The organism is Marinomonas sp. MED121, assembly GCF_000153025.1.
Taxonomy (GTDB): Bacteria; Pseudomonadota; Gammaproteobacteria; order Pseudomonadales; family Marinomonadaceae; genus Marinomonas.
Window position 1 is genome coordinate 378,865 of record NZ_CH672431.1, and the last position, 11,981, is coordinate 390,845.

The window sequence follows — 11,981 nt, forward strand, 5'->3', positions numbered from 1 at the left end:
TCCACCTTGCTCTATAGCCTGAGCAAGCACCAATTTGATGCAGTCAACCAGCACAGTTAGGCGCTTTGCACTCACAAGGCCCGCTCGTCGATTAGGTTTAATACCTGCCATGAACAAGGCTTCATTTGCATAAATATTACCCACACCTACCAACTGCTTACTGTCCATTATAAAGGTCTTGATGGCTTGCGTTTTACCCTTGGCTTTTGCTGCCAAATAAGCGGCATTAAAAGCATCTGATAAAGGTTCAGGTCCTAGGTGCTGAATTAGACTATGGTTCAGCCAATCCTCTTTTGTCCAAAGAATTGCACCAAATCGTCTTGGATCTGTATACCTTAACCATTGGCCAGAAGACAATTTAAAGTCCACATGATCATGAAAAAGAGGCGGTGTATCGGCTGCAACCAAGTACAAACTTCCCGACATACCTAGGTGGATAATGACGGTGCCAGTTGAAGTATGAATACCTATGTATTTACCTCGTCTGGATAAGGAAATAACGTCTTGTCCCGATACTTGTTCAACCAGCTCGGCTGTAATTGGCCAACGTAGTTGTGCCTGACGTATTTCGACATCAAGAATCTGCTGATTTTGCAAATGGGGCTGGATACCACGTTTGGTGGTTTCGACTTCGGGTAATTCAGGCATGATTTGGTATTTTTTAGCTATTAACTCTTGGTAATCCCAGATACTGGGCTGTTACCTATACAAAAAAACCGGCCTAAGCCGGTCTTTTTTGTATAAAGAATTGAAAATTATTTAATTTTCGCTTCTTTGTACATTACATGCTTACGAACAACAGGATCGAATTTTTTAAACTCCAATTTATCAGGAGTATTTCGCTTGTTTTTATCCGTAGTGTAAAAATGGCCAGTACCAGCAGATGATACCATGCGAATTAGATCGCGAGCGCCTTTAGATGCCATGGTTCAGCTCCTTATACTTTTTCGCCGTTAGCACGAAGATCAGTAAGAACTGCTTCAATGCCTTTTTTATCGATAATACGTATACCTTTAGAAGACACACGTAGGCGTACAAAGCGATTTTCGCCTTCTACCCAAAAACGGTGCCAGTGAAGGTTTGGCAAAAAACGACGCTTAGTGCGACGCTTTGAGTGAGAAACGTTGTTACCCGTAACTGGGCGTTTCCCTGTAACTTGACATACGCGAGACATAATATAATACCTTATATTGCTATCCAGAATTGTTGGAAGTGTGCTTCACTCCCTCAGGCGGAGCATGACTTGAAATAAGTCAAAAATATCCCGTACCGAGGAATAGCGGCGCGAATTCTCCCACAACACCAGTGACTGCGCAATTATTTTGTTAAAAAATGGTTAAAAAAACAGCAAAGCAGGCTACACATGACCTCTTTCTGCTAAAGAAATAGGCTTACCATCACCGATCACAAAATGATCTAATAAGTTAATATCCACCAACGACAAGGCTTGCTGCAGTTTTTGCGTGATATAGATATCCGCTTGACTGGGCTCTGAAACACCTGAAGGATGGTTGTGAGCAAGTATGCAAGCTGCGGCATTATAAGAAAGCGCCATCTTCACCACTTCTCTTGGGTAAACTGCGGCCGCATCTATAGTGCCATAAAACATTTCTTGAAAATGAATCAGCCGATGCTGACTATCTAGAAACATCACAGCAAAGACCTCTCTACTGGACAGACGTAACTTGGCTTTCAAAAAGTGCTGAACACTATCAACACAGGTAAACACATCCTCCTTTTCTAGGGTTTCACCAAGATAACGTTTACTCATTTCCACGACAGCCTGAAGTTGAGCAAACTTAGCCTCACCTAACCCTAAACAAGCACAAAATTCAGCTTTGCTTGCATTGATAAGCGCCTGTAGGCTCCCAAAATGCACAACAACTCTTCGCGCCAACTCAACCGCATCAACCCCTTGCGTGCCAGTTCGTAAGAAGATAGCTAATAATTCTGCATCCGATAATGCTTGTGCCCCTTGCTTAATTAATTTCTCCCTCGGCCTCTGCGACGCTGGCCATTGCTTGATACCCATGAAGTCCTCCTTGATCCATGATAATCTTGCTGCTTTGAGAACCTATGCCAATTTATTTGGTCTCAACTACTCACTTATAGCCTATAAACAAATTGAGAAGCATAGTTTTATGTCTGCACTTGCAAAAAAAAGAGTTTTACTTGGAATCACTGGCGGGATTGCTGCTTATAAAAGCATAGAGTTAGTTCGCTTACTTAAAAAAGCAGGCGCAGACGTTCAGGTTGTTCTCACAGAAGGTGCCAAGGCCTTTGTTACACCCATGACATTACAAGCTGTTTCTGGTTTACCCGTTCGCACAAGCTTATTAGATGTAGACGCAGAAGCTGGCATGGGACATATCGAATTAGCAAAATGGGCAGATCTCATTATTATTGCACCAGCCTCAGCTGACTTTATAGCGCGTCAAACCCAAGGCATGGCAAATGACCTACTCAGCACTTTATGCCTAGCGACCACCGCAGATGTTTGGTTAGCACCTGCAATGAACCAAGCCATGTGGTCTCACCCTGCCACCCAAGATAATATTCAACGCTTGCTTCTAAGAGGCGTAAAGCTAATTGGCCCAGATTCCGGCGATCAAGCCTGTGGCGATGTGGGTTATGGCCGAATGAGCGAACCTGCTGCCATTTTTAAAGCGCTTGAACAAAGCCAAGAACAAGCACAACCCTTATTAGGTCAACACTGGCTTATTACAGCAGGGCCAACCATGGAAGCCATAGACCCTGTGCGCTTCATTAGCAATCATAGCTCGGGCAAAATGGGCTATGCCCTAGCGGATGTTGCCCGCTCTTTAGGCGCTAAAGTTTCCTTAGTAAGCGGACCAGTGGCAGTGACAGCCGCAACGGGTGTCGAGCTTCATCCCGTTAAATCTGCTTTAGATATGTTAGATAAGTGTCGAGAGATTGCCGCAAACCATCAGCCAGATGTGTTTATTGGCGCCGCAGCGGTGGCCGATTTCAGATTAAAAGAAGTGGCTTCGCAAAAAATGAAAAAGCAGGCAGACTCAGATGAAATGCAGCTCACCTTAGTAAAGAATCCTGATATCATTGCCACCATGGTATCTGAGCAACAGGCTAAGTTTGTCGTTGGCTTTGCCGCCGAAACCCAAAACCTTCTAGCCTATGCAAAAGACAAACTCACACGCAAAGGCTTAGATCTCATTATCGCTAATGATGTATCACGTTCTGACATAGGCTTTAATCAAGATCAAAATCAGGTCACAGTGGTCGGTAAAGATCAAACATGGACGCCAGAGCAAGCAGCCAAAACTGAACTAGCGAAATATCTAGTTACTCTGATTCAGAGTCAGTACCAAGCACATTAATCCCATTCATTTAGGCATAGACATAAAGATCATGAAACAAGCGATTCAACTAAAAATTGTTAACAACAAAATTGGCACTGATATCCCTCTTCCTAGTTATGCGACAGAAGGCTCTGCTGGTCTAGATTTACGAGCCTGCCTAGACGAGGCAATCACTTTAAAGCCAGGTGATACCAAATTAATCCCAACAGGTCTGTCCATTTATATTCAGGACCCTAGCCTTGCGGCAACTATTTTGCCACGTTCAGGTCTTGGTCATAAGCATGGTATTGTTTTGGGTAATTTAGTGGGTTTGATTGACTCAGACTACCAAGGCGAGCTCATGGTATCTTGCTGGAATCGTGGCCAAACTGAATTTACAATTGAAGCGGGTGAGCGCATTGCTCAGCTTGTTTTACTGCCTGTTGTACAGGCTGAGTTCGATATTGTCACTGAATTTGAAGCCAGTGATCGTGGTACTGGGGGCTTTGGCTCAACCGGCACAAAGTAACAGACAGTTACATTAGGTGAGCAAAAGTATACATTTAAATTTGCTCACCTCCCTCATTTCATAAAATTTTCTAATCTAGATACAAAAGCAAACGCGCCAATACCAAAGTTTCAGTAGTCTATCGATACAGATCACGCTATTATTCAATAAGTAATCGCTTACGTGCTCAGCCCCAATATCTAGCACTTAACAAGATTATTTCTTTTAAGCATTCTTTAAAAATATAATAACGATCTGATTCTCTATAAGGTTCTTAACCTTGTATGAGCTTTAACTTTGAGGAGCCCTAACTTCATGCCTTTAACGCGTGATTCTGCATTAGAAATTGCCAGCGTCTTAAGTGAATCCCTACCTTATATCCAACGTTTCTCAGGCAAAACCTTAGTCATCAAATACGGCGGTAACGCAATGACAGATTTAGCGCTTCAAGCTGGATTTGCACGTGATATCGTTTTAATGAAGTTAATTGGTATTAATCCGATTGTTGTTCATGGTGGCGGCCCTCAAATCGGTCAACTTTTGCAAGAACTCAACATCGAATCCAAGTTCATTAACGGTATGCGTGTCACAGATACTCGCACTATGGACGTGGTTGAGATGGTTTTAGGCGGTCAGGTCAATAAAAGCATTGTGAATTTGATTAATAATGCCGGCGGTAAGGCAATTGGCTTAACAGGTAAGGACAGTGGCTTTATTCAAGCTAAAAAGTTATTTGTTAAAACTCAAGCCAGTGCTGATGCAGCGCCTGAAATTGTCGATATAGGTCATGTAGGCGAAGTAGAATCGATTGATACTAGCGTTTTAGAGATGCTTGAAAACAGTGATTTTATCCCTGTTATTGCGCCAATTGGCGTCGATGCGAAAGGTAATTCATACAATATCAACGCTGACTTAGTTGCAGGAAAAGTGGCAGAAGCAGTCAATGCTGAAAAACTCATGCTACTGACCAACATTTCAGGTGTTCAAGATAAAGAAGGTAATGTATTAACCGGCTTAAGCACAGCCCAAGTTGATGCACTCATCGCAGATGGCACGATTTATGGTGGCATGCTACCAAAAATCAGTTGCGCATTATCTGCCGTGAATGCTGGTGTAACCAGTGCCCATATTGTCGATGGCCGTGTACCACATTCTACCTTATTAGAAATTTTCACTGATGAAGGGGTTGGTACCTTAATTACCAACAAATCATTAAATTAGGCTATTAAAGATTAGGACTGTGCAAGGGATGCCCGCCTAAAGCACTATTTTGATACTGGATAAACATATGAGCAATAAGAAGATTGACCGTCGCACCCAGATACTTCAAGCATTAGCCCAAATGCTTGAAACTAGCCCAGGAGCACGGATCACTACAGCAGCATTAGCAAAAGAAGTTGGCGTTTCTGAAGCCGCTTTATATCGTCATTTTCCCAGTAAAGCCAAGATGTTTGAGGGCTTAATTGAGTTTATTGAAGAAAGCTTATTTAGCAGGATTAATCGTATTATTCAGGAAGAAAGCGATGTCCAAGAAAAGGTAAAATTGATTTTACAATTAACCTTAGGCTTTGCTGACCAAAATCCGGGCATGTGCCGCTTACTCACAGGTGATGCTCTTGCCGGAGAAACAGAGCGATTACGCAAACGTATTAGCCAATTATTTGAACGTATTGAAACGCAAATAAAGCAAATCTTGCGTGAAGCAGAACTAAAGCAAGGGCTACGTACCAGCATCAGTGTTGCTGCCAGCGCGAATATCTTGGTTGCCACTGCTGAAGGCAAAATTCGTCAATATGTTAGAAGCGAATTTAAGCACAAAGCAAGCAGTCACTGGGCTGAGCAATGGCAATTGCTTTCCCAGAACTTAATCGTTAGCTGTTAATAAACTAGAATAGAAATTACAATAGGGCGCAGAAAAGCTGCGCCCATAAGCAGAAAATGCGGGTTTAAACCTATTCGATACCGTACTGGTCACGATAAGCTTTAACCGCATCAAGATGTTTAGCAAAATCTGCTGAGTCTTGTTCTGACAAATACGTCATAATGTCATGAAGAGAAACGATACTTATGACAGGCATTTTAAAGTCACGTTCGACTTCTTGAATTGCGGACAACTCACCTTGACCCCTTTCTTGACGATCAAGTGCAATTAAGACGCCAGCTGGAGATGCATTAGCTTGAGAAATAATTTCCATTACTTCACGAATAGCGGTACCAGCAGTAATAACATCATCAATGATCATGATGCGGCCTTCAAGGTTAGCACCAACTAGACTTCCACCTTCACCGTGTGCTTTTTTCTCTTTACGGTTGAAAACATAAGGTGTGTCTACGTTATGATGATCATAAAGGGCCACAGCGGTAGTTGTCGCCAAAGGAATACCTTTATAAGCGGGTCCAAACAGTACATCGTAAGGAACGTCAGCTTCTACCAAGGCAGCAGCATAAAAGCGGCCTAACTTGGCTAAAGCCTGACCAGAGCTAAATAGTCCTGCATTGAAGAAATACGGACTAACTCGACCAGATTTAAGGGTGAATTCGCCAAACTTCAGTACTTCCTGAGAAATGGCAAACTCAATAAATTCTTTTTGGTAAGGTTTCATACCTGGCTCCAAAATTGCAGTAAAAACAAAAAAACGTGCTTTATAGTAGGCGCGTGCAGTAAGCCTTAATAAGATAGGCGCTAATATAACACATGGCATTGAATTGTAGGGACCAGAAATGAAGGTCATAAGCCTTAATGTAAACGGTATAAGACAAGCAGCCGACCGCGGCTTTTTTGAGTGGATGATAGAACAAGATGCAGACGTTGTCTGTCTGCAGGATATACAAGCAGAAGAAACAAGCCTAAACGATAACGTTTTTTTCCCTCCGGGGTACAATTCTTACTTTTTTGACTCTTTAACCAACCCAGATGTTGCCGGGGTTGCTATCTATAGTAAGAAAATGCCAAAAGCCATTATGACAGGCATTGGCTTTAGCGATGGCGATTTTGAAGGCAGATTTATCCAAGCCGATTTTGATAAAGTGAGCATTGCCTCTTTCTTAACACCCCATGGATCAAACCATGAACAAGAGCTACAAGATCAAAAATATGCATTTATGGAAGGCTTTAAAAACCACCTAATAAAAACTCGACGCAAGCGTCGTGAGTTTATTTTCTGTGGAACAGCAAATGTCGCACGCTCGCCCATTGATGTTAGTAGTTGGTTTGTAAACCAAAGAAATTCAGGTTTCTTGCCCGAAGAACGCCAATGGATCAATGAAATATTCAATGAGCATGAATACATAGATGCCTTTCGCCAAATTAATAAGCAAGATAAGCAATATACTTGGTGGCCTGATTATGAAAGAGCATGGAAGTTAGACGAAGGTGGTCGCTTGGATTATCAAATTGCGACGCCAGGTTTGAAGCAAGTCATTCGTGCAGGGAGTGTATATAAAGATCAACGTTTTGCTGATCATGCACCATTAATCATGGAATATGATTTAGATTAACTCACGTCAATATCAGAGGAGGATAAAGTCTTTATCCTCCTTAAAGATATCCAAACACTCTCAAATCAAGTGGTTAATTTTTCCCAGCTGACTTTCATTTTAAGTTGATGAATTGAGCCAGGCTCCAGTAAATAAGCATTACTCAATGCATTCGCACTCTCAACACAAACAAAGTCTAAATACTCTTCATCATTTAAATCGGTTCGCGCTTTAGCTCTTTTTTCTCCAGGATTCCACACCACAGTGCTGGCTGCGCCTTCTTGGTACACTGTTAACTGACGATTGAGTACAGGATCTAGAATTAAGCTAGTTTTTGGTGCATCCAGATAAACGCGATCTAATTCGGTACAAGGTTGAATACTTCCACGCTGCTTAGCTTCAACACCAGCAAACTTATCCTGATAACTTACCCCATCTAACCCTGTAATTTGTGTCTCTTCACTGTTTCCAACTTTAAAATAGGTATGAAGAGCTTCTGAGATAGTAACGCTGTTATCTGATAAATTAGCCGCCGAAAAATTCACTTCAAAACCATCTCCCAAACGCAATACAAGTCTTAGCTCAAATGAGTTTGTCCACATTTCTTCAATAAGAGGGTGTTGTTCTGAAGCAAGTTTAAGTTGTATTTTGACATCGCCATTTTTAAAGTGACCAGCTTCAGCAAGTTGCCAACGAAAGTATCTGGCTAAACCATGTGCAGGTAAATCTGTATTTTTTTCATGAGCACCGAACCAAGGCCAACACACAGGAACGCCCATATGAATTCTTGAGAAGCGAGAATCACCAGCAAAGTTTTCAGATTGAAATAACAAATCGTCTTCACCTGAGGGAATAAAGCTCATAAGGTGACCACCCCATAGGGCAATTCGTGAACTAAAGCCAGGTTGTTCAATTAAGATTTCATCACAACCGCGAAGACTTGAAGGCTTTAAAGTACCTCCTATTAGTTCTAGGTCTTCCATCAATTGCTTGTCCATTTCCACACTCCCCTTTATTTGAAGCGATATACTAGCGACAACCCATCAAAAGTAACATACGACTATCAGAGAAATCTCAGGCTTAAATCAACACTTTTGATATCAATTTATCTCAGGTGAAGACGGACTGAAATCTCATCTTAATTAATGGTTAACGCTTTATTAAATTAAGGCTCACAAAAAAGGCCCTGAAAAATCAGGGCCTTTGGCGATCATTTTTTGTAATTTATACCGCACCTTCGGCACAATTCCCACCATTAGTTTGTGCAACAAAAAGGGCTTGGTCTGCACGTCCTAACCAATCTTCAAGGCTGGTATCTTTTGCTGCTGCTTGGGCAACACCAAAACTCATACTCAGTTGAATATCCCCTTTAGAGGTTGGAAACTTAGTGGAAGCAACACGCTTAGCTAAACCTTGGCAATATTGCTCAGCCTTAACTTGAGACACATTAGGCAATAAAATAGCAAACATCCCACTGGTAAATCGGCTCACAAAGTCACCCACTCGCACTGACTCTCCCAGCAGCTCAGCAACCTTTTCAAATACTTCATCGCCTATGCTATAACCATGTTCCAAATGAAACTTTCTTAGGTCATCAATTTCCATCAAAATCAGTGAGTTATTAATTTTATTATCCGCTTGAAAAGCTTCAAAACTCGCCCCCATCATCTGCTCTAGACTGGATCGATTTTTCAGCCCTGTCACCATGTCATTACGCTTCACATAATCTAGCTTCACATTCACAGTAGACAGGGAAACCTTACTAGTGGCGATATCAGACACATCATAAATCACCATACAAAGGTGCTTGATCGAGCCATCAACATGAGAAATAGGCCTTAGGGTCACATTCTGGTACATTTTATCGGCCAAGCTGGTAATCGGACGATAAGAGGTAAATGGGAAAAGGTGTGGCATCTGTTCCCAAGAAATATAGAAAGGCGTCTTAAGGGATTTAACATTATTAAGCTTATTTTTAAGCCAATCAGCAGGGATGTTTTCAAACATAGAAAACAAAGATTTACCTTTAGCGCTTGATGATGTGATGCCTGAGTGATTCTCCATAAAGCCATTCCATAGCTCTACTTCAAAATCAGTGTTAAGCACAACAAGACCAACATCAATAGTTTGAATCATATCAAAGAGCCAATGTAGCTCTAACATTTCATCTACTGCACTCGACATTATTCGTCCTCCGATAAGTAAGAGAGTAGATTCTCAAGCGTGGCAACGGAATCTTCTGTAAACAATAAGATCAAATCACAGCTCACTTGGTAATTTTCAACTTCATAGGTAATTTCAACGGCTAGGGTTTGCTTCCAGGCCGCTTTTTTCGCATTAATCAGGTGATCATTCTTAACGTGTTGACCCAAAACAACCGGATGACTGTCGCTGAAGTCAATATTAAGCTGTCTTGCTAGCGCAAGAATAAAAGGCCCCACTAATGCAGAGGAAACATCCATCAACAACTCGACTTCAGAGCTCTTATCTAACTCGTCTTCATAACCTAAAAGTTTTGCCATATCAGGAAAGCTTGAGTCAGAAAAAACTAATAAGGCTTCTAACGCTATCCCAGTAGCTACAAACCCTTGTGAGACAGCAGAGTAACGGTTACTTTCTCCGTTATAGCCTAAGGCCATTTGTAGCTCGCTCACCTCCAGCATGTTTACATTCGGCACAGGCAGCTTAATAAAAACACCCAACATATCTGCCAATACACTGGCAGCACGACCCATAGCAACGTTAGACACTTCTTGTAAGCAGTCATTTAATGAAAACTCTATGCCTTCATCCGCTAAAGCAAGGGACTCTTTAGCCGAGTCGTCTTCAGATAAAAAGCCATGGCCCTCTAATGTGGTCTTTATAATATCTTTAGTGGCGGGTTTCTTTAAAAAGTCTATCGCGCCAAGGGATTTTACCCTTTCAAGCGCTTGGGCTTGCACATCACCAGAAACAACGATGACCTTGGTATCAATCCCAGAAGCTTTCATTCTTTCTAGGGTATGATATCCATCTAGAACAGGCATGTTTAAGTCTAAGAACATTAAACTTACATCTTCTGCTTCTAATATTTCTAATGCTTGTGCACCATGCTCAGCAAACAAAACGGTGACCGTCCAATCTGCTGGCAGCAATTTTGAAAGCTGTTTTCTCGCTACACTAGAATCATCACAGATAAGAACTTTGGTGCTCATGAAATCTCACTTAAGGCTTAAATCTATTAGGTTTAGACCATTATCATATGAATAATTAAACTATATATTGAAGTACCTGATTTGCACGGTTATTCATATTTAATTTAAACTTTAACGGTTACAAGCGGCAATAAACAGTAATTGAAAGTACACTGGGTTATCATTTGTAACGATAAAGCTTTAGGGAAAATCGATAGGGCTTACACATTTCGGCATTCCCTTTTTAGTGGCCGCTATTATGCTCATTTCCTGTATAAAAACTAGTCAACAAACTCTAATAAAGTCAAATATTTGCAATAAAACTACAAAAATAATCAAAGTAGAGAGATTAAAGCCTCTGCAAGCTTCTGATCATGGTATTTATTCACATTTTCTTCGGCGATATCTGCTCTGATGATACTAATCCCTAGTGCTTCAATCTCTTCTAAGCCTTGATAACTTTGCTTTTCATCTATCAACAAAAAGTCTAGCGCACCTAACGATCCATTCTCTGGACACGCCTTATTCACACATTGAATTAAGCGATTAACTTGCTCTAATAAGCTCATCTCGAACTGCTCAGGATCATGACCTAAATTAGGGATGTAAACTTTAGGGTTTGGGTTTTCTAAAATAGCTTGAGTTACGCCGTCTGGAACTAGATTTATCAGCACACTGCTATAAAAGCTACCAGGGGGATAGCAGATTAAATCGGCTTCACGGATCATACTTCGCCTGTCTTCACTCACTCTTGTAATAACAGGTCGAGGCTCATGTTGATTATCTGTTAAATAAACCTCTTTAATTTTAGAGCTAATAGGCGAGCATTCTTTTCCTGTCATCTTATGCTGACCAACCAAAACATGCCCATTTTCTAACTTAGCGACTAAATGATGTGAGGTATCGGTAATAGTTTTTACTTCACCCAACACTTTTACCAAACGAGAGAATAAAAAAACAATGGGGTCTATTTTTTGCCCATTATTCAAATATCCACCAGCAATAATTAAGTTGCCGATACTTGCACCAGCCAAGTTAAAGTCGGCACTAATGCTTTGATTTGTGATCGTCAACTGGGTTTGAATCAGCTCTCTTAAAGGCGGTGTAATTTTGGAAATAAGAGGATGTTCACCAATCTCAAGAGCTTTAAGTTCTAACCGTAAAGTGTCGTTATCCAGCTCCGGGTTTAAGCGGTAATTAAACAAATCATATACATCAGGTTGACCTAAGACTGTTTCATCAGCCAAGGCCATCAAGCGACTTCTCAAGTCACCCACTGCAGGCATATTAAATTCAGCTCTTAGCTTTGCCGAACTGCCACCCGAATCAAAGGGTGTCACGAGGTGAATTGAGTTGTGAGTATAACGTTTGAGATGGCGACTCATTTTATTCAACGCTGAACCGCCACTGAAAAAAAGTATGCGAGGCCCTAATTCGGGCATTTTTTGACTTCGCCCGATACGAATTGCATCCGGGATAATTATCTTTCGCCAAATGCTTGGCATA

General features: G+C 41.4%; 14 protein-coding genes. 5 read left to right on the plus strand and 9 right to left on the minus strand.

Annotation, left to right across the window (positions count from 1 at the left end; all coding sequences use genetic code 11):
* The 4 genes from mutM to radC form a co-directional block, all read right to left on the minus strand.
* On the minus strand, positions 1–648 hold a 648-nt coding region (mutM, locus tag MED121_RS13275; protein WP_009834225.1), incomplete at its 3' end, for a bifunctional DNA-formamidopyrimidine glycosylase/DNA-(apurinic or apyrimidinic site) lyase.
* A 107-nt stretch (positions 649–755) separates the two neighbouring features.
* Complete coding sequence (gene rpmG / locus MED121_RS13280; RefSeq protein ID WP_009834226.1) at positions 756–926, minus strand: 50S ribosomal protein L33; 171 nt, start codon at positions 924–926, stop codon at positions 756–758.
* Between the two features lie 11 nt (positions 927–937).
* The gene (gene rpmB, locus MED121_RS13285) at positions 938–1,174 is read right to left on the minus strand and encodes a 50S ribosomal protein L28 (protein ID WP_009834227.1); all 237 of its coding nucleotides are present in this window, start codon (positions 1,172–1,174) and stop codon (positions 938–940) included.
* 183 nt (positions 1,175–1,357) lie between these two features.
* Positions 1,358–2,032: a DNA repair protein RadC gene (gene radC / locus MED121_RS13290; RefSeq protein WP_009834228.1), complete on the minus strand. Its 675-nt coding sequence runs from the start codon at positions 2,030–2,032 to the stop codon at positions 1,358–1,360.
* A gap of 109 nt (positions 2,033–2,141) precedes the next feature.
* Here radC and coaBC point away from each other — a divergent pair, with 109 nt between their 5' ends.
* The 4 genes from coaBC to slmA all read left to right on the plus strand — a co-directional run bounded on the left by coaBC (position 2,142) and on the right by slmA (position 5,707).
* Positions 2,142–3,356 carry a bifunctional phosphopantothenoylcysteine decarboxylase/phosphopantothenate--cysteine ligase CoaBC gene (gene coaBC, locus MED121_RS13295; RefSeq protein ID WP_036180733.1) on the plus strand — a complete coding sequence of 405 codons (1,215 nt, stop codon included), beginning with the start codon at positions 2,142–2,144 and terminating at the stop codon, positions 3,354–3,356.
* 31 nt (positions 3,357–3,387) lie between these two features.
* The gene (dut, locus tag MED121_RS13300; RefSeq protein WP_009834230.1) at positions 3,388–3,846 is read left to right on the plus strand and encodes a dUTP diphosphatase; all 459 of its coding nucleotides are present in this window, start codon (positions 3,388–3,390) and stop codon (positions 3,844–3,846) included.
* A 294-nt stretch (positions 3,847–4,140) separates the two neighbouring features.
* Positions 4,141–5,046, plus strand: coding sequence for an acetylglutamate kinase (gene argB / locus MED121_RS13305; RefSeq protein WP_009834231.1), 906 nt, complete (start codon positions 4,141–4,143; stop codon positions 5,044–5,046).
* A gap of 67 nt (positions 5,047–5,113) precedes the next feature.
* Complete coding sequence (gene slmA / locus MED121_RS13310) at positions 5,114–5,707, plus strand: nucleoid occlusion factor SlmA (protein ID WP_009834232.1); 594 nt, start codon at positions 5,114–5,116, stop codon at positions 5,705–5,707.
* Positions 5,708–5,777: 70 nt separating this feature from the next.
* Here the strand turns inward: slmA and pyrE are convergent, their stop codons facing one another.
* Positions 5,778–6,428: an orotate phosphoribosyltransferase gene (gene pyrE, locus MED121_RS13315; RefSeq protein ID WP_009834233.1), complete on the minus strand. Its 651-nt coding sequence runs from the start codon at positions 6,426–6,428 to the stop codon at positions 5,778–5,780.
* 118 nt (positions 6,429–6,546) lie between these two features.
* Between pyrE and MED121_RS13320 the strand changes: the two genes are divergently transcribed.
* Entirely contained in the window at positions 6,547–7,323 is a 777-nt protein-coding gene (locus tag MED121_RS13320; RefSeq protein ID WP_009834234.1) for an exodeoxyribonuclease III, read from the plus strand.
* Positions 7,324–7,388: 65 nt separating this feature from the next.
* On the opposite strand, the gene MED121_RS13325 is transcribed toward MED121_RS13320, so the two are convergent.
* The 4 genes from MED121_RS13325 to MED121_RS13340 all read right to left on the minus strand — a co-directional run bounded on the left by MED121_RS13325 (position 7,389) and on the right by MED121_RS13340 (position 11,980).
* Positions 7,389–8,300: a D-hexose-6-phosphate mutarotase gene (locus MED121_RS13325; RefSeq protein WP_009834235.1), complete on the minus strand. Its 912-nt coding sequence runs from the start codon at positions 8,298–8,300 to the stop codon at positions 7,389–7,391.
* Positions 8,301–8,526: 226 nt separating this feature from the next.
* Complete coding sequence (locus MED121_RS13330; RefSeq protein WP_009834236.1) at positions 8,527–9,486, minus strand: diguanylate cyclase; 960 nt, start codon at positions 9,484–9,486, stop codon at positions 8,527–8,529.
* A complete protein-coding gene (locus MED121_RS13335) occupies positions 9,486–10,496 on the minus strand; it encodes a response regulator (RefSeq protein ID WP_009834237.1) in 1,011 nt (336 codons plus the stop codon). The genes MED121_RS13330 and MED121_RS13335 overlap by 1 nt, the downstream gene beginning before the upstream one ends.
* Before the next feature lie 314 nt (positions 10,497–10,810).
* A complete protein-coding gene (locus MED121_RS13340; protein ID WP_009834238.1) occupies positions 10,811–11,980 on the minus strand; it encodes a GAK system CofD-like protein in 1,170 nt (389 codons plus the stop codon).
* Position 11,981: the final 1 nt, after the last annotated feature.